The organism is Amycolatopsis sp. FDAARGOS 1241 (assembly GCF_016889705.1).
Taxonomy (GTDB): Bacteria; Actinomycetota; Actinomycetes; order Mycobacteriales; family Pseudonocardiaceae; genus Amycolatopsis.
This window is the reverse complement of the sequence record NZ_CP069526.1, coordinates 8917043-8938054: the sequence shown is the minus strand read 5'-3', so window position 1 is coordinate 8938054 and position 21012 is coordinate 8917043. Positions and strand designations below refer to the sequence as shown.

General features: G+C 70.8%; 21 protein-coding genes and 1 pseudogene. 12 read left to right on the top strand and 10 right to left on the bottom strand.

What is annotated here, in order from left to right:
- Positions 1-67 precede the first annotated feature (67 nt).
- Complete coding sequence (locus I6J71_RS43395; RefSeq protein ID WP_204092157.1) at positions 68-955, top strand: LLM class flavin-dependent oxidoreductase; 888 nt, start codon at positions 68-70, stop codon at positions 953-955.
- 232 nt (positions 956-1187) lie between these two features.
- Here the strand turns inward: I6J71_RS43395 and I6J71_RS43390 are convergent, their stop codons facing one another.
- The gene (locus I6J71_RS43390; RefSeq protein ID WP_204092156.1) at positions 1188-3200 is read right to left on the bottom strand and encodes a DUF6541 family protein; all 2013 of its coding nucleotides are present in this window, start codon (positions 3198-3200) and stop codon (positions 1188-1190) included.
- A gap of 88 nt (positions 3201-3288) precedes the next feature.
- Between I6J71_RS43390 and glf the strand changes: the two genes are divergently transcribed.
- From glf to I6J71_RS43365, 5 genes are all read left to right on the top strand, one after another.
- Entirely contained in the window at positions 3289-4512 is a 1224-nt protein-coding gene (gene glf / locus I6J71_RS43385) for a UDP-galactopyranose mutase (RefSeq protein ID WP_204092155.1), read from the top strand.
- A gap of 103 nt (positions 4513-4615) precedes the next feature.
- Positions 4616-5065 carry a phosphatase PAP2 family protein gene (locus tag I6J71_RS43380; RefSeq protein WP_239155587.1) on the top strand — a complete coding sequence of 150 codons (450 nt, stop codon included), beginning with the start codon at positions 4616-4618 and terminating at the stop codon, positions 5063-5065.
- Entirely contained in the window at positions 5062-6144 is a 1083-nt protein-coding gene (locus I6J71_RS43375; protein WP_239154240.1) for a decaprenyl-phosphate phosphoribosyltransferase, read from the top strand. Before I6J71_RS43380 ends, I6J71_RS43375 begins: the two co-directional genes overlap by 4 nt.
- A gap of 353 nt (positions 6145-6497) precedes the next feature.
- Complete coding sequence (locus tag I6J71_RS43370) at positions 6498-6884, top strand: hypothetical protein (RefSeq protein ID WP_204092154.1); 387 nt, start codon at positions 6498-6500, stop codon at positions 6882-6884.
- 62 nt (positions 6885-6946) lie between these two features.
- Complete coding sequence (locus tag I6J71_RS43365; protein ID WP_204092153.1) at positions 6947-8392, top strand: hypothetical protein; 1446 nt, start codon at positions 6947-6949, stop codon at positions 8390-8392.
- On the opposite strand, the gene I6J71_RS43360 is transcribed toward I6J71_RS43365, so the two are convergent.
- The 7 genes from I6J71_RS43360 to I6J71_RS43330 all read right to left on the bottom strand — a co-directional run bounded on the left by I6J71_RS43360 (position 8371) and on the right by I6J71_RS43330 (position 14592).
- Positions 8371-8997: a VC0807 family protein gene (locus I6J71_RS43360; RefSeq protein WP_204092152.1), complete on the bottom strand. Its 627-nt coding sequence runs from the start codon at positions 8995-8997 to the stop codon at positions 8371-8373. The two genes, I6J71_RS43365 and I6J71_RS43360, sit on opposite strands and share 22 nt — an antisense overlap.
- An 81-nt stretch (positions 8998-9078) precedes the next feature.
- Positions 9079-9675 carry a hypothetical protein gene (locus I6J71_RS43355; RefSeq protein ID WP_204092151.1) on the bottom strand — a complete coding sequence of 199 codons (597 nt, stop codon included), beginning with the start codon at positions 9673-9675 and terminating at the stop codon, positions 9079-9081.
- Positions 9675-10385: a hypothetical protein gene (locus I6J71_RS43350; protein WP_204092150.1), complete on the bottom strand. Its 711-nt coding sequence runs from the start codon at positions 10383-10385 to the stop codon at positions 9675-9677. The genes I6J71_RS43355 and I6J71_RS43350 overlap by 1 nt, the downstream gene beginning before the upstream one ends.
- Complete coding sequence (locus tag I6J71_RS43345; protein WP_204092149.1) at positions 10382-11872, bottom strand: WXG100 family type VII secretion target; 1491 nt, start codon at positions 11870-11872, stop codon at positions 10382-10384. The genes I6J71_RS43350 and I6J71_RS43345 overlap by 4 nt, the downstream gene beginning before the upstream one ends.
- Before the next feature lie 2 nt (positions 11873-11874).
- The gene (locus I6J71_RS43340) at positions 11875-12393 is read right to left on the bottom strand and encodes a YbaB/EbfC family nucleoid-associated protein (protein ID WP_204092148.1); all 519 of its coding nucleotides are present in this window, start codon (positions 12391-12393) and stop codon (positions 11875-11877) included.
- 73 nt (positions 12394-12466) lie between these two features.
- Complete coding sequence (locus I6J71_RS43335) at positions 12467-13222, bottom strand: decaprenylphospho-beta-D-erythro-pentofuranosid-2-ulose 2-reductase (protein ID WP_204092147.1); 756 nt, start codon at positions 13220-13222, stop codon at positions 12467-12469.
- The gene (locus tag I6J71_RS43330) at positions 13219-14592 is read right to left on the bottom strand and encodes an FAD-binding oxidoreductase (RefSeq protein ID WP_204092146.1); all 1374 of its coding nucleotides are present in this window, start codon (positions 14590-14592) and stop codon (positions 13219-13221) included. Before I6J71_RS43330 ends, I6J71_RS43335 begins: the two co-directional genes overlap by 4 nt.
- Before the next feature lie 180 nt (positions 14593-14772).
- On the opposite strand from I6J71_RS43330, the gene I6J71_RS43325 reads away from it, so the two are divergent.
- From I6J71_RS43325 to I6J71_RS49515, 3 genes and pseudogenes are all read left to right on the top strand, one after another.
- Positions 14773-15240, top strand: a complete 468-nt coding sequence (locus tag I6J71_RS43325) for a GtrA family protein (protein ID WP_204092145.1) — start codon at positions 14773-14775, stop codon at positions 15238-15240.
- A 5-nt stretch (positions 15241-15245) separates the two neighbouring features.
- Positions 15246-17156 carry a glycosyltransferase gene (locus I6J71_RS43320; RefSeq protein ID WP_204092144.1) on the top strand — a complete coding sequence of 637 codons (1911 nt, stop codon included), beginning with the start codon at positions 15246-15248 and terminating at the stop codon, positions 17154-17156.
- Positions 17157-17283: 127 nt separating this feature from the next.
- Positions 17284-17511: pseudogene (locus tag I6J71_RS49515) on the top strand (acyl-CoA dehydrogenase family protein); the annotation flags it as partial.
- An 80-nt stretch (positions 17512-17591) separates the two neighbouring features.
- Here I6J71_RS49515 and I6J71_RS49510 read toward each other — a convergent pair.
- Both I6J71_RS49510 and I6J71_RS43310 read right to left on the bottom strand, forming a co-directional pair.
- Complete coding sequence (locus I6J71_RS49510) at positions 17592-17990, bottom strand: hypothetical protein (protein WP_239155639.1); 399 nt, start codon at positions 17988-17990, stop codon at positions 17592-17594.
- A gap of 256 nt (positions 17991-18246) precedes the next feature.
- Positions 18247-18489, bottom strand: coding sequence for a hypothetical protein (locus tag I6J71_RS43310; RefSeq protein ID WP_204092143.1), 243 nt, complete (start codon positions 18487-18489; stop codon positions 18247-18249).
- Between the two features lie 222 nt (positions 18490-18711).
- Here I6J71_RS43310 and I6J71_RS43305 point away from each other — a divergent pair, with 222 nt between their 5' ends.
- Genes I6J71_RS43305 through I6J71_RS43295 form a run of 3 tightly spaced genes read left to right on the top strand, consistent with a single transcriptional unit; the run spans position 18712 to position 21010 of the window.
- A complete protein-coding gene (locus I6J71_RS43305) occupies positions 18712-19440 on the top strand; it encodes an ESX secretion-associated protein EspG (RefSeq protein WP_204092142.1) in 729 nt (242 codons plus the stop codon).
- A gap of 32 nt (positions 19441-19472) precedes the next feature.
- Positions 19473-19901 carry a hypothetical protein gene (locus tag I6J71_RS43300; protein WP_204092141.1) on the top strand — a complete coding sequence of 143 codons (429 nt, stop codon included), beginning with the start codon at positions 19473-19475 and terminating at the stop codon, positions 19899-19901.
- Positions 19898-21010 carry a hypothetical protein gene (locus I6J71_RS43295; protein WP_204092140.1) on the top strand — a complete coding sequence of 371 codons (1113 nt, stop codon included), beginning with the start codon at positions 19898-19900 and terminating at the stop codon, positions 21008-21010. Before I6J71_RS43300 ends, I6J71_RS43295 begins: the two co-directional genes overlap by 4 nt.
- The last annotated feature ends 2 nt before the right edge of the window (positions 21011-21012 follow it).

Sequence of the window (21012 nt, the reverse complement as noted above, 5' to 3'; positions counted from 1 at the left end):
CCCCGAACCGGGCACGCACACCGCCCGTTCGAGCGAATGTCGGTGGTTGGCGATAGCGTCCACCTTCGTGCGAGCAGGCATCGTGATCCTTCCGGAAGATCGTTGGTGGGCGGCCGAACCCAAGTGGCGGGCCGCCGAGGAGTACGGGTTCGACCACGCGTGGACCTACGACCACCTGGGCTGGAAATCCCTGGTCGGCGGCCCGTGGTTCTCCGCCGTGCCCACCCTCACCGCGGCCGCGATCGTCACGTCGAGAATCCGGCTGGGTACGTTCGTCGCCTCGCCGGTGGCGCGGCACCCGGTGCCGTTCGCGCGCGAGCTGATCACCCTCGACGACGTGTCCGACGGCCGCTTCATCCTCGGCGTCGGGGCCGGCGTCGACGCGAAGAGCTACGACGTCCAGGTCCTCGGCGCCGCCGAGCTCACGCCCCGGCAGCGCGCCGACCGTTTCGCCGAGTTCGTGGAGTCCCTCGACGGCCTGCTGATGACCGACCGCTTCGACTTCGCCGGCGAGCACTACCAGGCCCACGGCGCCCGCAACCTGCCCGGCACCGTCCAGCGGCCGCGCCTGCCGTTCGTCGTCGCGGCCAACGGCCCGCGCACCATGACGCTGGCCGCCCGCTTCGGTGCCGGCTGGGCCACCACCGGTCGTGGCGGGGCGACGCAGGACGAGTGGTGGTCCGGCGTCGCCGCGCTGTCGCGCACCTTCGACGAACGCCTCGACGCCGCCGGCCGCGACCCGGCCACCGTCCACCGCTACCTCAGCCTCGACGCGGCGCCCGTCTTTTCCCTCAGCAGCGTCGACGCCTTCCGCGAGGCCGTGGACCGCTCGCGCGAGCTGGGGTTCACCGACGTCGTCGCGCACTGGCCCCGCTCCAGCGGGCCGTACGAGGGCCACGAGTCCGTGCTGGAACAGGTCGTGGAACAGGTGCTGCCGACGCTCGCGGAGCACTAGCGCTTACGCCGATCAGGTGACATCACTCCCGTCGGGAAACCGTTTTCCCGATCCGGGCGTCAAGCCAGGTGAGAAGAGGGGGAGACGGCCCGCGTGAGCGGGCCGCACTTCTCAGCCGGAGTGCAGCACCCCGGGGGTGCTGGGGGACGGGAGGTCCTCGTGGTCGCGGCAGGGGCAGCCGCGGCTGCGAGGTTCCGGCCGCGGTTGCCGCAGAAGGTCACCGCCAAGACGGTCACTTCACGATCGTGTAGATCGCCGCTCCGGGGTTGCGGTAGTCGAGGCGCAGGAAGTCCAGGCCGTCGAGCCGTTGCAGGCCCGGGGCGATGGGTGTGTCCTTGCGGATGGTCCCGCTGCCCACCAGCACGTGGTGGACGTCCAGCCGGTGCACGGCGTCGCGGACCCGGGGATCCGTGTCGTAGTCCCGGAAGTGCAGCGCCAGGTACACCGCGTCCGGGTCGACGCGGCCGCCACCGTCGTAGTGGCCGGCCACGGGGTGCACGCCGGCGATGGCGTACATCCACGCGGTGCCGTCCATGCGGTCGTTCAGCACCTTTTCCCGCGCCGGGATCCCCATCGTCCCGAGGTGCTCCATCGCGGTGATCTCGTCTGCGCTCACCGGCGGCGTCACCTCGCCCTCGGGGCCGTTGTAGTACAGGTATGACACGGCCGTCGCGTTCGCGTTGCGGTAGAAGCCGCCCGTCAGCACCGCCATCGCCGCGACCACGACCACGGCCGTCACGACACCCAGCCGTGCCAGCACGCGCGGGCGCGAACGCACCCACGAGCCGTTCTGCGCGAGCCGCGCGATCCAGCGCTGCAGCTCCGCCATGCCGTGGCCGGCGAGCAGGCACAGCGGGATCGCGGCCAGCGCCATCAGTCGGTAGCGGTCGTTCCACCACGGCCGCGACAGCGACACCACCCACGGCAGGTAGCCGTAGCAGGTCACCAGCACGAAGAACCCCGACAGCCCGATCGCCGACAGCAGCACCCAGCGCATCCTCTTCAGCGTGAAGAACATCAGCGTGCCCAGCGCCAGCAGCACGGTCAGCCAGATCTGCGGCCGGCTCAGCACCTGCTGGAACGTGACGAGCAGCTTCAGCGCCAGCGGGATCGGCAGGTTGGAGTTCCACGAGTAGTACGGGTACGACCCCGACGTGAAGCCGATCGCACCGAGGATCTGTGGCGCGGCCAGCACCCCGCTGACCACGAGCACCGGCAACATCCGCAGCACGTCGCCCAGGATCACCCGCCACGCGGCGGTGCCCTCGGCGACGCCGTCGAGCCGCTTGCGCCGCAGCGACCGGTACCAGCGCTGCACCACCAGCGGCAGCGCGAACAGCACCGCGCCGAACAGCGCGCTCGAGTGCGCCGCGAGCAGCCCGTCGGCCGTGAGCGCCAGGATCAGCCCCGTGTCGAAGCCCGGCCGTACGAGGAAGCGCTGCAGCGCCACCGCGGCCAGCGGAGTCAGCACGATGCCCAGCGCGTACGGCAGCAGGCCGCTCGACACGGACTCGTACGCGCCTGTCGTGGCGCCTGCCGCGACCAGCGCCGTGCAGCCCGCGTACACGGCGCGCCCGCCGAGCTGGCGGATCAGCGCCACCATCGACAGCGCGAAGATGCCCGCGACCGGCATCGTGATGGCGTTGAGCGTGACCGGGATGCTCGTGCCGGAAATCTGGTACACCAGCGCGCCGACCAGGTGGTACGCGTTGGGGTAGAAGGAGCCGTCCGGGTACCAGTTGATGGTCCCCATGCCCGTCAGGGAACCGTCGCCCGTGTCGGCGATGTAGCGGATGCCGTTCGCGTGGAACACCGTGTCCCAGCGCTGGAACACGACCGTCGTGCCGCCGCGCGCCGACAGGACCACCGCGATCGATAGTCCGACGGCCACCACCACGCACCCGGCGACGGCCCAGTGCGCCCGCTTGCTCCACTCGACCGGAGGCTCCTCCGCGCCCGGCGTCAGCCACCCGCGGCCCACCAGCAGCCGCCGGACGCCGGCCACGACGGCGGCGAACACGACCGTGGACACGGCCGCTGAAAAAACGTTGTACGGGAGCCCGGCGATCGCCAGCCACGGCCCGGCCAGCCCCGCCACGGTGTAGCTGAGCAGGGGTGCGAGACCCGCCAGCGCCCAGCCGCGCACGCCGGACGCCCAGCCCAGGAGGCCGCCCGGTACCGCCAGCACGGCCAGGTAGGTGACGACCGCGACCAAGTAGCTCCCAAAGTCTTCCGGTGCAGGCATGCTTCTCACGTAGGTCGGAGGCGGTACGTCCGGCGGTTGCCGAGGTCGGTTCGGGCAGCGGCTGTGAGACTGCGTACCCTGGGCGCCCGTGAGCGAGCACACGAACCCCGCCAAGATTACTGAACACGAGTTCGCCGGTTACGACCTCGTCATCGTCGGGTCCGGTTTCTTCGGGCTGACCGTCGCCGAGCGGGCCGCGGCCGAGCTCGGCAAGAAGGTGCTGGTGCTCGAGCGCCGGAGCCACATCGGCGGCAACGCCTACTCCGAGCCCGATCCGGAGACCGGCATCGAGGTGCACAAGTACGGCGCGCACCTGTTCCACACCTCGAACAAGCGCGTGTGGGAGTACGTCAACCGCTTCACCGAGTTCACCGGCTACCAGCACCGGGTGTTCGCCAAGGTGAAGGACCAGGTCTACTCGTTCCCGATGAACCTGGGCCTGATCAATCAGTTCTTCGGCAAGTCGCACACCCCGGACGAGGCCCGCGAGCTCATCGCCAAGCAGGCCTCGGAATTCGAGACCGACGCCGCCCAGAACCTTGAGGAGAAGGCGATCTCGCTGATCGGCCGTCCCCTCTACGAAGCGTTCATCCGCGGGTACACCGCGAAGCAGTGGGAGAACGACCCCAAGAACCTGGGCGCCAACATCATCACGCGCCTGCCGGTCCGCTACACGTTCGACAACCGGTATTTCAACGACACCTACGAGGGCTTGCCCGTCAACGGGTACACCGCGTGGCTCGAGAAGATGGCCGAGCACGAGAACATCGAGATCCGGCTGAACGTCGACTACTTCGACGTGCGCGAGCACATCCCCGCGGGCACCCCGACCGTCTACACCGGGCCGCTGGACCGCTACTTCGACTACTCGGCGGGCAAGTTCACCTGGCGCACCGTCGACTTCGAGTCCGAGGTCGCGGAAACCGGTGACTTCCAGGGCACCTCGGTCGTCAACTACAACGACCAGGAAGTGCCCTACACCCGCATCATCGAGTTCCGCCACTTCCACCCGGAGCGGGACTACCCGAAGGACAAGACGGTCATCTTCCGGGAGTTCTCCCGCTTCGCCAAGGAGAACGACGAGCCGTACTACCCGATCAACACGCCGGAGAACCGCGAGAAGCTCGAGGCCTACCGCGAGCTGGCCAAGGCCGAGGCGCGCGAGAAGAACGTGCTGTTCGGCGGCCGCCTCGGCACGTACAAGTACCTCGACATGCACATGGCGATCGGCTCGGCGCTGTCGATGTTCGACAACAAGATCGCGCCGCACCTCACCGAGGGCAAGCCCCTCGACGGGTCGATCGATGCTTGAGGAGCGCGCGGGTGCGGCCGAGGCCGAAACTCCCGTCGTGCTGCCCGCGGCCGACCCGAGTGGTGAGGTCGCGGTCCTGTCGAAGGCCCAGGGCTTCCTGAAAATGCCGGGCACGGTGCAGGTAGCTCGCGGGATGTCGCTGTTCGGCGAGCACAGCGCGGGCTGGTTCGCGCTGGGCCTGCTCGGCGCCGCGGTGGACAAGCCGCGGCGCAAGGACTGGCTCGTCGCGTCGGCCGGTGTGGTCGGCGCGCACGCCGCCTCGATCGCGGTGAAGCGCGTGGTCAGGCGGCGTCGTCCGGACCACCCGAGCGTCGAGGTCCTGGTGGGCACCCCGAGCAAGCTGAGCTTCCCGTCCTCGCACGCGACGTCCACGACGGCGGCGGCGGTGCTCTACTCCGGATTGACCGGGCGTAACCTGGTTCCCGCCCTCGTACCGCCGATGCTGGCCTCGCGGCTGCTGCTCGGCGTCCACTATCCGACCGACGTACTGGCCGGTGCGGCCCTGGGAGGCCTCGTCGGTGGTCTGATCCGACGGAAGCTGAAGAGACGATGAGCGAAACGACCGACGAGCGCACCGAGAAGGCGACCGACGACGCATCGTCGGCAGCCGCGGACGAAGCGTCGCAAGCCGAAGCCGAATCAGCCGCGGCCGATCCGGCCTCGGCTGAGCCGGTGGCTGCCGACCCAGCGGAGAAGGCGCAGGCGCCGGCCGACAACGCCGAGCCCGCCGCCCCGGCCGCCGGCAGCACGAACCCGGTGGCGCTGCTGCTGGGCGTGGTCAAGACCGCCCGCCCGAAGCAGTGGGTGAAGAACGTGCTGGTGTTCGCGGCGCCGTTCTTCGCGTTCTCGAAGGCGACGAACCGCACCGAGCTGGTCATCGACGCGGTGATCGCGTTCGTGGCGTTCTCGCTCACCGCCTCGTCGGTCTACCTCATCAACGACGCCGTCGACGTCGACGCCGACCGGGCCCACCCGACCAAGCGCAACCGGCCCATCGCGGCCGGCATCGTGCCGGTCCCGGTCGCCTACGGCGCCGCGGTGGTGTTCTTGCTGGCCGGGCTCGCCGTGTCGTTCACGGCGAGCTGGCACCTGGCCGTGGTGCTCGCCGTGTACGAAGCGGTGCAGCTGGGCTACTGCTTCGGTCTGAAACACCAGCCGGTGGTGGACCTCGCGATCGTCGGCTCGGGGTTCCTGATGCGCTCGATCGCCGGTGGTGTCGCGGGCGGCATCGCGATGTCGCAGTGGTTCCTGCTGGTCACGGCGTTCGGCTCGCTGTTCATGGTGGCGGGCAAGCGCTACGCGGAGATCATGCTGTTCGAACGCACGGGCGCGAAGATCCGCTCGTCGCTGAAGAAGTACTCGGCGAGTTACCTGCGCTTCGTGTGGGCGACGTCGGCGGCGATCCTGATCATGTCGTACTGCCTGTGGGCGTTCGAGATCCGCCAGGCCGAGCACGATTCGCTGTGGGCCGTGGTCTCGATGGTGCCGTTCGTGATCGCCGTGCTGCGCTACGCGGTCGACGTCGACGGCGGCAACGCGGGCGCCCCCGACGAGATCGCCCTGCGCGACCGCGTGCTCCAGGTCCTCGGCCTCACCTGGGTCGTGACGCTGTTCCTGTCGTTCTACCTGTGAGTCCGGCACCTGTGAACACAGCGCGAATTCAGACAGCTGCGTATCAGGCTGCGCACAGAAACCGGGGCCATCCTCAAGACGGGGGGCCGGGCAGGCCGCCCGTTCCCAGTACTGAGGAACCCACCATGAGTGACCAGGTCCCACCGGAGCAACGACCCGGTGCCACCCCGGAACAGCCCGCTCCGAGCGCATAGGACGTTTCGGCTCAACCGGGTGCGGCCGGCCGGGCCGGCCCCGTCGTCCGGGTCCGAGCAACCGACCGCGCAGCAGCCCGCGGCACCACCCGCTCCCATGCCGGCGCCGAGCAACCGGCGGCCCAGTCCGCGCAGGAAGCCGCGTTCCAGCAGCCCAGCGTGCCCCACGCGGGCGCCGAGCACGCTCCCGCCGGTCCACAGGAGTCCGGAATCCCGCCCCAGCCGCCGTACGGGCAGCAGCCGCCGCCCGGAGCGTGGGGCGCGCCGCAGCCCCCGCGTCAGCCCGGTGGATTCCGGCGCTTCGTCGGCAACCGCGTGACGCAGCTGCTCGCCGTCGGTGTGCTCGGCCTGCTCGTCGGCGGGGGCATCGTGGGCGGTGTCATGGCCGCCACGTACCACGGCGGCCGGCCCGGCAGCTCGCACTTCCGCGACAGCCGGGGCGGCGGTTACCGCGACTTCCGCGGCGCCCCCGGCTTCGGCCAGGGCGGCCTCGGCTCCGGCGGTACGAGCATCGGGACCGGCACCGGAATCGGTTCCGGAAGCTGATTTTCACCCGGCTGCCCACCAGATAACGAAACGATCACGGCTGTTGTGTACCGTGTGCCGTGATGCGAAGCGATCCCGCCGTGCTCCCCGCCGCTGTGCGGCGGGTGTGGGGAGCGCCGGCCGGGGTCGCGGCCGGCGCGACGGTGGTGTTCGTGCTGGTCAGCGCACACCTGACTGACGACGCGTACGCCACGCTGTCCTACGCTCGCAACCTCGCCTTCCACGCCCACTGGGGGCTCGTCGAGCAGAGCACGGCCAACACCGCCACCTCGCCGCTGCACGTGCTCGTCCTGGCGGCCGTGACGGTCGTCGTCCGCAACGCCGTGGTGGCGGCCGGTGTGGTGTACGTCGGCAGCCAAGTGGCGCTCGTACTGGGGCTGAAGCGGCTGGCCGCCCACGCCGGGGTACCGCGACCGTTCGTGCCGCTCGCGTTCGCCGCGCTGCTGGTCAACCCGCTGCTGGTGTCGGCCGTCGGCCTCGAGGTGGCGCTGGGGGCGGCGGTCGCCGTCTGGGTGCTCGTGTTCGCGACCGAACGGCGGCCCGCCGCGCTCGGCTTCGCCGCGGGAGCGCTCACGCTCGTGCGCGTCGACCTGCTGGTGGTCGCGCTCGTCGTGTTCGCGGCGCGGCGGGAGTTCTGGGCGGGCGTCTGGCGCACGGCGTTCGCCGCGCTCGCGGTGACTGTGCCGTGGTTCGTGTTCAGCTGGGTGGTGCTCGGCTCGGCCGTCCCGGACACCGTTGTCATCGACGCGCCCACCAGCCCGCTGCGGCTCTGGCGCGACTTCCCCACCGCCACGGCCGTTTCCCTGCTGGCCCTGCCGTTCGCCGCCGCGGGTCTCTTGTGGACGGCCCGCCGGCGGCGGGAATCCGGCGTGGCGGGCAAGCTCACGCCGTTCGCCGTGCTCGCCGCTGCCGGGTTGGTGCACTTCGTGCTCAGCAATACCACGGCCTACCCGTGGTCGTGCGCGCCAGGCATCGTCGGCAGCACTGTTTTCCTCGTCGCGGGCGGTTGCGTCATCCCGAAATCCCTGGCCCCGCAACGCGTCGCCGCCGCGACGGCGGCCGGACTCGCACTCGCGGCGGCCGCCGCCGTGTACGCCGAACCCGGCCTGCCGCGCCGCTTCGCCCCGATCACGGGCAACCTCGCGGCGTCGGACGAGTACGCGGTGATCGGTCCGCAGGTCGCCGAACTCGCGAAGGGTCGCGCCGTCGAGAGCACCACCGACGCGGGCGCGCTGGCGTACGCGTGCGACTGCCACGTGGTCGACGAGTTCTCCGACCGCGGCGCCGTCGACCCGGCCATCACCGAGACGAAGGACCGCAGCAGCGACCTCGGCCGCGCCCTGCTCGAGGCCAACTTCCACAACTTCGATCACACCGTGCCGCCGACCCAGCCCGACTTCGTGCTGGCCACCACGTGCGGGGCCCCGCCGTCGACGGCGCTGGCCGCATGGACCGTCGACTCACCCCGCACCGGCACCCAGCACCTCTACCTCGCGCCGGCTCGCTGACGCCGCCACAGCGTGCCGATCGTGCCCTCGCGCACGAGCAGCACCTGGGTCACGACCTGCAACAGCACGAAGAACCCGATGGACACCACCGTGTCCAGCGCGGATACGTCATCGACCGGCAGCGGGTACGCAATCCCGATGCTCACGCCGCTGTGCGCGAGCCCGCCGACCCCCCACACGTGCCACACGCGGCGGAACGCCGGCCGCTCGGCCCACGCCTCGTCGAGCTGGGCGCCCTTGCCCGGCAGGAGCGCGCGGGCCGCCTCGTACGTCACCGGGCGCCGGCCGAACAACAGGCTCGCCGGCAGCCAGAAGCCGGCGAGGGTGCTGAACCACGCATTGCGCACGAGCAGCAGCCGCGCGTCGCCGGTGAACAGCGCGGTCAGCACGCTCACGGCGACGATGGCCAGCACGAACAGGCCCATCCCGTCGACCCGGCGCCGCCGCACGGCCCTGTACAGCACGCGCAGCGCGGGCGGCAGGCCGCTCAGCAGCAGTGCCCACACCGGCACCAAACCGGCCGCCCGCAGCAGGTAGTAGCCGCCGACCGGCGCCCCGACGTCGACCAGCAGCGCGAACACCGACGCTCGGAAGTCCTTCCCCATGCCTGCGAGCCTCGGAGAGCGCCGTGGCCGCGACCATCGTCGATCCGGCCCACCCGGCATCGACCGATCGGTTGATGTGCCTCAGCGGCGGGAGAGGGCCCGTCGCACCTTCATCGGGGCCAGGAGGTCGCGCTGGGCCAGCGTGGAGCCGTCGGTGAAGGTGAAGTGCAGCGCCGGTTCAGGGGGGAAGCTGCGGCCGGGGGTCACGGCGTCGAGCCGCGCCACCACGTCCGGCGGGAACTGTTCGTCGGTCACGAAGAAGTCCTTCGTCGCCGCGTCCACGACGAACCGCGTCGGGTAGACGAGGGCGAGCCGCTTGTTCGTCCAGGTCAGGCGGGCGGCGCCGGCCGAGAACGCGAGGTGGTCGGCGATCCGCGCGGCCACGTCGGCCGGGGAAGCCGCGGTGACGCGGTAGGCGAGCGTCGGGTCGTCGGTCCAGTCCTCGTCCGGCAGGCCGGCGGGCGCCGGCCAGCGGCCCGGCGCCGTCGTGACCTTCACCGGCTCGCGCGCCGGCTGGTAGGGCAGCCGCAGCTCGCCGCCGACCCACGCGACGACGTGGCCGTGGGCGGGCGGGCAGCCCAGCAGCAGTTTTTCACCGCGCCGCAGCCACGCCTCGGCGTAGTCGCGCTCGATGATCTCGTCGACCTCCCCCGCCTGCTTCAGCTCGTGCGCACGCATCACGCGAGTCCGTTCGTGCGGGCCAGCAGCCACTCGAACGCCTCGGGCTCCTCGGCGCCGAAGCGCAGGTCGAGGCCCGAACCGTCCACAAGGGACACCCGCAGGCCGGGTTTCCGGCCGCGCCGCGCCACCGCGAACCCGGTGATCTGCGCGCGCGGCAGCTCGGCCGCGACCTCGAAGTCCTTGCGTGCCACGGGCTCGCCCTCACGGTTCTCGCCGAAGGTCTTGCTCCGGTCCGCGATGAGCTCGGCCACGTCCTTGCCGAACTTCGCCAGGCCCCGGCCGAACCCGACCGCCTTGCCCAGCAGGGACTTCTCGGGTTCTTCCACCGGTTCCGGCGGCACCACGACGCGCAGCAGCACCAGCCGCGCCGTCGTCAGCACCCACAGCGCGGTCCCCGAGCCGCGCACCAGGCTCTCCGCGAGCAGTCCCGTCCGGTCGCCGAACACGACCACGGCCGGCGGCGCCTGCGTCGTGCCGCTGCTGCCGCTGTCCTCGTCGGACAGCGCCGCGTCCACGACCCCGCCCGCGAAGTCCGCCAGCCCCGAACCCACCTTGCGCAGCAAGCCCTTCGCGGGATGACCGAGCTCGTCGAGGCCGCGCACGTCGTAGCCGACGACACCGCCGTACGCGGCCCAAAGCAACGTTTCCTCAGCACGCAGGTGCGGCCGGGCCTGGGTGGCCGCACCGAGCGGATCGGCGAGATTCATCCTTCGAGTGAGAACCCTCGGTCGGTCGCCTCGCGGCGCTCTTCTTCGCTGTCGGTCTGCGACTGCTGGTAACCGTACTTCACGCCCTGCTCAAGGCCCTGCTCGGCGAGGTTGCCCGCGCTCCCGCGCCACGCCGCCTTGCCGACGCTCGACGTGCCGCTCAGGCCCGCGAGCCGCAGGCCGGTCTCGGTGAGGTTCGTGGTGAGCGCGTTCGCGCCGTTCTCCCCGACCCCCAGCGCGTTCGCGAACCGGTTGCCCGTGCGCGAAGCACCCGTCGCCGCGTCGGCCTTGGTGAGGATCTTCGCGAGCGGGTTCTTGTCGATCAGGTCGGCGACGCGCTTCTCCAGGAAGTTGCCGTTGCGCAGCCCTTCCACGCGCTCCACGACCTTCTTCAGCGGCCCGGTGCGCAGCTTCTGCAGGATCTTCTCGAGCTCCTCGATGAGCGGCTTGAGTTTGCCGAACAGCTGCTTGACTTTCATCCCGAGCCGCCCGCCGGTCACCGCGACCTCACCCGTGGTCGCCGCACCCGCGGCGCCCACCGAGGCACCCGCCGTGATCCACGACGCCGCCAGCGCTGCGAGCCACTCGATGATCAGGCCCATCACGAGCTCTTGCAGGATGTCGATCACGATTTCCACGAACGCGTCGAACAGATCCGCGGCCAGCTCCAGGATCTGCTGCAGCCCGCGCACCTCGTCGGCGAACGCCGAAGCACCCTCGGAGAACTCGCCCATCTGCTTGCGGAACGCGTCGCCGCCCTCGCCCTCCCAGGGCTCCTTCGTGAGGTCCGCGCGCTTCTGCTCGTGCTCGCCCACGCCGTCGAGCCACTGCGCCACTTGCGCCCAGCCCTGGGCGGTGCTGCGCATCTGCTCCGGATCGCCGATGGCCGGCTCGAGGATGAACTCGACCAGCGGGCTGATCACGATCCCGATGAGAAACCCGAGCCCGTTGTCCAGCAGCGACTGCCCGGGGCTCGTGACGAGCTGGATCTGCTCCATGCGCGTGTGCATCGCCGCGATCGCGATGTCGGGCGGGCTGCTCGCCTGCGCCACCTCGGTCGACGTCGAGAGCCACGAGCTGCCGTACCCGCCGTTCTGCTCGAGGTAGCTCTTGCGGCCGGCGTCGCCCGCGTGGTTGACGTCCGACAGCGTGCCGACGCCGCCCCCGCCGTCGGAGAGCTCCCGGCCCAGCGACGACACGGCGACGGCGGTGCCGGCGTCCTGGCCCTCGTAGACCTTCGCGGCCGTGGTGGTCTTGTCGGCGATCTGCTCCAGGAAGGATTTCGCCTGGTCGGCAAGGTCCTGGCACTCGTGCAGGGAGTCGAAGTACTTGTACGCCATCAGCTCGCCGAGGGGGCCGAAGCAGTCGTCGTTCACGCGCGCCTGCGCCAGCAGCTGCGAGAGGCTGCCGAAGTGCCCGGCCGCCTCGCGGGAACCGTTCGCGTGTGCGTTCAGCGCCGCCGGTGCGATCTTGAATCCGCTGGTCACGATCACTCCCGCCGAAGAATGGGGCCCCCGAAGTCGTCGTCTTCGACGGCGGGCGGGCGCGTCCGGTTCCGCGTGTTCTGCGGTGGTTGCGGCATTTGCGGAGGTTGCTGTGCCTGGTCCGGCTGTGGTCGGCCGGGCGCCGGCATCGAGCTCGCCGGCGGCGGCGCGCTCGGCCCGATCGGCTCGACGTGCGCGTTGAACGCCTCGCGGAACTGCCCGGCACGCTCGCCCAGCACCGGCTCCACGGTCTGGTCCAGTGCTGCCGCAGCCTGCAGCGTCGCCGACCGGATGGCGCCGAGGATCTCCTGCTGCAACGCCGTGTGCGAACGCCGCATCGCCTGCGGGCTCAGCTGCAGGCCGAGCACCGCGCCGGACGGGGCGACGGTGACGGTCACCGAGCCGTCGGCGTTGCGGGCGTGCCCGCGCAGGTTCGCGATCTGCTTCTTGAGCTCGGCGGCACGAGCCGCCTGCTCCTGGAACCGCTGGAGCACGGCGTCCAGCCGCGCTGCCTGATCCGGCATCGAGGCACCCCCAGAAAAGTGAAAGACCTTCGTCCACCATATGCGACGAAGGTCTTTTCCCGAGCGTTCCCTCTCAGATCGGGAGCTTCCGGAAAATCGGGCGCGGTACGTGGCGCAGCACCGACATCACGAACCGGAACTGCCCCGGTGCCCAGACCAGCTCCTTGCCGGTGCGGGCGGCGTCGACGGCGATCGTGGCCACCTGCTCGGCGGTCTGGGCCAGCGGGGCGTCCTTCAGCCCGGCCGTCATCTTCGTCTTCACGTGGCCGGGGCGGACAACGGTCACCTTCACGCCGTGCGGCGCGAGCGCCTCGCCGAGGCCCAGGTAGAAGCCATCGAAACCGGCCTTGGTCGAGCCGTACACGAAGTTCGAACGCCGCACGCGCTCCCCGGCCACCGACGAGAGCGCGATGATCGTGCCGTGGCCCTGGACCTTGAGCTTCTCCGACAGCGCCACGCCCACCGACACCGCGGCCGCGTAGTTGACCGTGGCGAGCTCCACGGCCTTGGCGTGGTCCTGCCACACCTCCTCCGGGTCCCCGAGCAGGCCGAACGCGACCACGGCCACGTCGATGTCACCGCCGGCGAACGCGCGGTCGAGCACGGCGGGGTGCGAGGCCGTGTCCTTCGCGTCGAAGTCCACAGTGGACACATCCGCGCCGCGGTCCTTCAGGCGCTGCGCGGCGGCGTCGAGCCGGGGCGACGGGCGCGCGGCGAGCACCACGCGCAGCGGCTTCTCCGCCAGGTACTTCTCGGCGATCGCCAGCGCGATGTCGGACGTGCCGCCGAGCAGCAGCAGGGACTGGGGGTTGCCAACGGCGTCGATCACAGTGCGAGCCTCCGGCTCATGTCAGAGGCGAAAACGCCTTCGGGGTCAACGGCGGCGCGGACCTTGCGCCACTCCTCCAGCCGCGGGTACATCTTCGCGAACGTCTCCGCCGTCGTCCGCGAGTCCTTCGCGGTGTACAGGCGGCCGTTCGCGGCGAGCACGGCGTCGTCGAGCTCGAGGCAGAAGCGGCTCAGGCCCGGCTTGATCGGGAAGTCCACGCTCAGCATCCAGCCGGGTGAGGGCCACGACATCGGCGCCGGGTTCGCTTCGCCCATGCGCTTGAACACGTTGAGGAACGAGTAGTGCCCCGACGTGGCGATCTGCCGGCAGATGGCCTTGAGCTGGTCCTCCGCGCCGAACGGCACCGAGAACTGGTACTGCAGGAAACCCTTCGACCCGTACGCGCGGTTCCACTCGCTGAGCATGTCCAGCGGGTGGTAGAACTGCGTCAGGTTCTGGATCTTGCCGCGCGCGCCCTTCTTGGGCACGGTCTTCTGCCACAGCTCGTTGATCAGCCCGAAGGTGAGCTTGTTGCCCAGCCCGTTGGGGAACACGTCGGGCAGCGTCGCGAGCTTCGGCGCGTCGAACTTCAGCGGCTCGCTGCGCAGCTTCGCCGGCAGCTGGTCCAGCGTGGCGAGCGAACCGCGCGAGAACGTGGCCCGGCCCAGGCGACTGTCCGACGAGATCAGGTCCGGCACCGACATCGAGTAGTCGTAGGTGAGGTCCGAACCGTCGGTGAACAGCGCGAGCGTCTCGTCGAGGTTCGACGTGCGGTCGGCGTCCACGTAGAAATAAGCCGACTCCGTCTTTTTCATCCGGATCGTGGCGCGCGTGACGATGCCGGTGAGGCCGATGCCGGCCACCGTCGCCCAGAACAGCTCCGCCTCGGGGCCCTCGGGCGTCAGCTTGCGGACCTGGCCGTCGGCCGTGAGCAGGTCCATCGACACCACGTGGTTGCCGAAGCTGCCCGCCGAGTGGTGGTTCTTGCCGTGGATGTCGTTGGCGATCGCGCCGCCGATGGTCACCTGGCGCGTGCCCGGCAGCACCGGCACCCACAGGCCGTGCGGGAGCGCCTCGCGCATCAGCTTGTCGAGGCTCACGCCGGCGTCGAGGTCGACCAGCCCGGAGCCGGGGTCGATCGAGTGGATGCGGTCCAGCGCGGTCATGTCGACCACGAGGCCGCCGGCGTTCTGCGCCGGGTCGCCGTACGAGCGGCCGAGGCCGCGCGCGATGACCCCGCGGGGCCCGGCCGACGTGACCGCCTTGGCGATGGCTTCGACGTCGGGCGTGCTCAGGACGTCGGCGACCGTCCCTGCGGTGCGGCCCCAACCGGTGAGCGTGCGTCGCTGTGTCGCGGGTGTCTGGGTCACTCGACCAGAGTAGACACGCCCAAGGACGCCCGGATCGTGGCCCTGAAGTGACCGCTTCTACACTTTGCGCATCAAGGCACAAGCGTCCGCGCGTCAGAGTCGACACGGACTAGACATGTCTGCATGTATCCAGAGACGTGTACCTGAAGACACGACGCATCGAGCCGAGAAGGTATTCCAGTGGTGGCAGCAGAACCGCAGAGTGAGACGACGGTGACCGCACCGGCGGGCCCCGGTCTGGTCGGCCAGCTCATCCGGTTCGTCCTGATCGGTGGCTTTTGCGCGCTCCTGGACCTGGGCACATACTCACTGCTCAGGGCACTCGGGATGGATGCCGTGCCGTGGGTCGACATCGCCAGGGCCATCAGTTTCGTCGTGGGGACGACCACGGCGTTCTTCCTGAACCGCCGGTTCACCTTCGCCGGCGGCCGTCGCGATGGCGGCACGCAGGTCGGGAGCTTCATCCTGCTGTACGCCGTGACGTTCTTCGTCGCCGTCGGTGTGAACCAGTGGATGCTCCACCTGCTCCCGGAGTCGGCGTGGAAGGCCACGCTCGGCTGGGTCGTGTCACAGGCGACGGCGACCGTGATCAATTTCGTCATGCTCAAGTGGGTCGTGTTTCGTGAGCGGCCGGTAAAGGAGAACTGAGTTCGATGCCCGGTAAAGCAGCCCCGGTCGCCGAGGCGGCCCCCGAAGGCGAGACCCGGTTCGCGGAGCACGCGCCCGAAGGCAGGCTCACGGCTCAGCGAGGGCTGTACGCCGGCCCGGCCCCCATCGTCAGCAAGGACCTCTACGCGGAGATCGAGTGGGGCTCCGCGGTGCGCGACCGCGACTCCATCACGCTGGAACCGTCGGCCAAGGTCACGGGCAACACCTACTTCGGCCGCTTCCCGGCGAGCTACTGGCAGCGCTGGACCACGGTGACCGAGGTCGCGGTCGAGGCCGTGGTGACCGGTGACGGCCTGCTCTCGGTCGGCGCGTCCGACCTCGAGGGCGACGCGCGCGTGGTCAACGCCGAGCACGTGTCCGGCGCCAAGGCGAAGAAGGTCAAGCTCACCGCGAAGCTCGACAAGTTCCACGACGGCGGCGCACTGTGGCTCGACCTCGAGACCGAGGGCGGCCAGATGCTGCGCGTGGAGCAGGTCCGCTGGAGCGTCGAGGCGCCGGAGAAGATCCGCCCGACGGCCGTGACGATCTGCACGATGAACCGCGCCGACGACTGCCTGAAGAACCTGCAGGCGCTCGCGGCTGACGTGTCGTCACTGCACACGCTGGACGCCATCTACGTCGCCGACCAGGGCACCGACCTCGTCGAGTCGCGCGACGGCTTCGAGCAGGTCGCGAAGGACCTCGGCGACAAGCTGCACTACATCAAGCAGCCGAACCTCGGCGGTGCCGGCGGCTTCACCCGCGGCCTGTACGAGGTGGCCGGCCACACCGCCACCGAGCACGCCAACGTGCTGTTCATGGACGACGACGTGCTCCTCGAGCCCGACCTCGTCGTGCGCATGACGGCGTTCTCCAACCGCGCGGCCAACCCGATCATCGTCGGTGGCCAGATGCTGAACCTGCTGCACCCGAACCAGCTGCACGTCGGCGCCGAGTACGCGCGGCTGAACACGCTGGAGCCGGGCCAGCCGGTGCAACACTCGCTGTCCACGGCCGACCTGCTGGGCGTCGACGAGGTGACCCTCAAGCCCAACCGCCAGGAGCGCCGCCTCGACGCCGGCTACAACGGCTGGTGGTCGTGCCTGATCCCGTACGAGGTCGTGAAGGCCATCGGCTACCCGATGCCGTTCTTCTTCCAGTGGGACGACGCCGAGTACTCCTACCGGGCCCGCGAGTACGGCTTCCCGACCGTGACGCTGCCGGGCGCCGGCGTGTGGCACGCGGACTTCCACTGGAAGGACTGGGACGAGTGGCACCGGTACTTCAACCTGCGCAACTCGATCATCACCGCGGCGCTGCACTCGCCGTTCAACCTGAACTTGCTCTCCCGCGTGCTGATGGCGCAGCTGGTGCGCTACCTACTGGGCATGCAGTACGGCCTCTCGGCCACGCTGATCAAGGCTGTCGAGGACTTCCTCGAGGGGCCTGAGGTCCTGCACGACGGCGGGGTCGCGGCGATGAAGGAGATCCGCCGGATCCGCGAGCAGTACCCGGAGACCAAGCGCCACAAGGCCACCGACGTCCCCGGCATCGCGTCCAACGACATCGGCATCATCAACAGCGCGCCGCGGCCCAGCATGCAGCGCCTGGTGCTGATCAAGCGCATCGTCGACCGCGTGCTCGGCCGCAGCCGGTTCGACCTCGGCGCCGTGCCGACCGACGAGGCGCACTGGTGGCACATCGCCCTGTTCGACACGGCGGTCGTCACCGACGCGTCGCAGGAGGGTGTGCGCGTGCGCACCTACGACAAGGTGAAGATGTTCGACCTCGCCAAGCGCGGGGTGAAGGTCATCCAGCGCCTGCGCAAGGAAGGCGCGGAGGTGCAGCAGCAGTACAAGCGCGCCATGCCGGAGCTCACCTCGCGCGAGAACTGGAAGCGGCTCTACGAGCTCTGATCTACGCCGGTCCTTCAGGCCGCCACGGGTTCGCCCGTGGCGGCCTTCTGCGTCCACTGGCTGTCGCGCGAAATCAGGGGCCTGATTTCCGTGCCGAAACTCGTCGCCCGAGCGCGGGCCCTCGCCGATGACGTGCTGTTCCCCGCCGCGGCGGAGGCCGGCCTGCGGGGCGAGGTCCCCGCGGTCGCACTTCGACGCACTGGCCGGGGCCGGGTTCCACGGTCTCGCCGCTCCCGCCGAGGCCGGCGGCGCCGGCGCCGACCTGGGCGAGTTGGTCGGCGTCGTCGAAGCACTGGCCGGTGGCTGCCTGAGCACGTCGTTCACCTGGCTCCAGCACCACGCTCCCGTCGCGGCGCTGGCGGGTTCGGCTCACTCGGCGCTGCGGGACGAGTACCTGGCCGACTTGGTCAAGGGCACGGTCCGAGCGGGAGTCGCCTACGCGGGTGTGCTGCCGACGCCCCCGCGCACCCGGGCCCGCCGGGTGACCGGCGGCTTCCGCTTCGACGGCGAGGCACCCTTCGTGAGCGGCTGGGGTGTCGACGGACGGTGCTCATGCTGGCGGGCCGCACCGCCGACGACACCGTGGTCACCACCGTCATGGCCCCGGTTGCCGGTCACGACCTCGACGTCACCCCGCTGCACCTCATTGCCGCGCAGGGCACGGCGACCGTCCGCCTCGGCCTGGACGACCACTTCGTGCCCGCCGGACGCGTGCTGTCCGAAACCCCGCACGCCGACTTCGTGGCCGCCCAGACCTTCGCGATCCGGCTGAGCGGGTGCGCACCGCTCGGCCTCGCGCAACGCTGCGCGCGGCTGCTCGACGACCTCGGCCAAACCGCCACGGCCACGTCGCTGCGCGCCGAGCAAGCCCGGATCCGCATCCGCCTCGACTCCAGCCTCACCGACCCGCCGCCCGCGCCGCGGCGGGCGAACTCGCGTACCGCAGTGCCGGCGCGCTGGTCGCGGCCACGGGCAGCCGCGTGGTCCTCGCGGGCGAGCCCGCCGGCCGCCTCGTTCGCGAAGCCACGTTCCTGCTGGTCGTCGCCGGGCGGCCCGAGATCCGTGACGGGCTGCTGGCGCTGGCACGCCGCTAGGCCGACAACCCGAACTTGCCCTTGCGGCTCAGGTCGTCGACGTATGCGGCGGCGACGTGCGCGAAGTTCACCGACAGCGTGTAGCCGTCGCGCGTCTGTACAGAGTGGACACCGCCGTGTTTCAGCAGATCGGGGATCTTCTCTTGCACACCGGCGGATTCCTCGGGCGCGAGCGGGAACAGCAGGGGTTCGCCGCCGGTGGCGAGGTGGAGCACGAGTGCGGGTTTCGGTTCAGCCATGGCTCCATGGCAGCAGCGGCCGATCACCGGCGGCAAGCGAGTTCGCGCACAGCGGAGCGTCCAGCAGGCACAGCGGAGCGTCCAGCGGGCACAGTGGAGCGTCAAGCAGGCACCTCGGCGCGGAAAACCAGGCAACGCGCGAAGCCGATCACCGGTCCGGCTGCGGGGCCCGCACGCCGTCGGCTAGCGTTTCGACGCGGAGACCCGACCTAGGGATGGCCGATGCCGTACTCGTTCACGCTGTCACCCGCGGCGGTGGACCTGTTGCTCGAGCAGCAGGGCCTCGGCCGGCCGCCGGTTCCGTTCGTGGTGCCGCACATCGGCATCACCGGCGAGGAGCGCCGCCGGATCCGCGACGCGGTCACCCGTGACCTCGAAGGCCGCGGCCTGGTGAGCCGCCGTGGCTACCTCGACGACGACCTGGAACAGGCCCTGGCGACGTTCGCCCGCGGCCGGCTGGCGGTCACGTCCACGGCCCAGCTGGACGATGGGCAGCTCTTCGCCCGTGTGACCTCCACCGGCGACCACGCCGTGCTCGTCAGGCACGACGACGGCATGTTCGTCTTCGAGGAGGTCCGGCCCACGGGCCTCGTCCCGGCGATCGTCGACCTGCTCCCGCCCGGCACGCCCGGGCCCGGCACCTCCGTCACGATCACGCGGCCGCCGAAGCAGCCGCGCCGCGGCGCCGCGTACGACCCGTTCGCGCGCACCAGCGCGCCGCGAGACCCGCAGGCCAGGGCCGTCGAACGGATCTTCGAGAAGCCGCGGCTGCGCGTCGGGCAGTTCACCGTCGGTGGACAGCAGCCGCTCGTGTGGTTCGACACCGAAGCCGGCCGGTACCTGCTGAGCACGCGCGTCGCCGACGACGGGCAGCGGTGGCTCACCTACGCCCCGGCCGACAACAGCCGCCTGGCCCAGCAGCTGTCCGCACAGGTCCAGGCAAACGCCTGACCGCGGCGCTTTCCGTCGCTAGACTCCGGATCATGACCACGCCAGACCCGGGACAGGTGGCCGGCCTGGACCCGAAGGCCGTCGCCGCAGCCACGGCCGAGACGACGAAACTCGTGAACGCCGCCAAATCGGGCCGGTTCAGCATCTCCGGCGAGGCGCTCGAGCAGCTGCGCAAGGCGTTGTCGGACATGGTGACGCGCGTCGACGGGCTCACCGGGTCCACCGCCGCGCTGGACCAGGCGCCGCAGCTCGGCAGCCACCCGTACGGGCACGCCGTGGCCGCTCACGACTTCAAGGCCGCGGCGGAGCCGTCCGGTTCCCTCCGCTCGGTGCTGGGGCAGTTCCGCGATCTGCTCGCGCAGGCCGACGAAGCCCTTGCCCACGCCGGTGGCGCCTACCGCGGCGCCGAGGACGCGGCCGTCAACCTGCACACCGTGCGCCGGGCGGGAGACCTCAAATGACGACCTCACCCGAAGCGACGCGCGGCATCGAGCCGTCCGACGCCGACTACCTGGGCCACAGCCACGAGCAGCTGCAGCAGTTCGTGACCACGAACCTCGACCCCAAGCAGGTCGCCGACGTCGCCGCGGCTTACACCGACGTCCAGAAGGCCTTCGAGGAGTTCGCGACGCAGCTGACGGACGCCGTGAACAAGTCCGCCGGCGCGTGGGAAGGCGACGCCGCCGCGAACGCGCACGCGTACTTCGAAACACTCGGCAAGTGGGCCGACGCCACGGCGCAGAACGCGAAGGTCGCCGCGCAGAGCGTCGACGAGCAGGGCGCGGCCGCGCAGACGGCGCGCAACTCGATGCCCGACCCGATCCCGTTCGACTGGAACGACGAGTTCAAGCACTGGACCGACGCCGGGCCGTTCGACCTCGGCGACGCGGTCGACAAGTCGCTGCGCAAGCAGCAGGACAGCCAATCGGCCCACGAGCAGGCCGCGCAGACGATGGCCACCTACGACCAGTCACTCCACGCGGCCGCGTCGCAGCAGCCGACGTTCGCCGACCCGCCGAAGTTCGCCACGGCCTCGGGGGGCCCGTCCTCGACCGTCCTGCCGGCGGCTTCGACGGATCACCACGGCGGGGGCGCGAGCGGCGGGTCGAGCACCGCGAGCCACGACGTGTCCGGCGCGAGCCAGATCACCGGCTCCGGCCACCCGCCGGCCGGCCCGGACTCCGCCACCGCGTCCACGAGCGTCACCCCGGCGGCCGCCCAGCAGCAGCCGGGCGGCGCGAACGCACCGGCCGGGGGCGCCATGCCCATGGGCGGCATGCCGATGGGCGGCGCCGGCATGGGCGGCGGCTTCGGCGCCGACGAGGAGCACCAGTCCAAGTTCGGCCGCGGCGGCGGTTTCGGCCCGGGCGAAGGCGTCTCGGCCGGGATGGGCTCAGCCGACACCGGCATGGGCCGCGGCTTGTCCGGTGCCCCCGCCCGCATGGGCATGGGCGGCGCCGCCCGCTACGAAGAGGACGAGGACGACGGGTCCCGCTTCTTCGCCCACGTCGACGAAGACTCCGAGTACGGCGCCGACCTGCGGGCCGCGCCACCCGTCATCGGCGAGTAGTC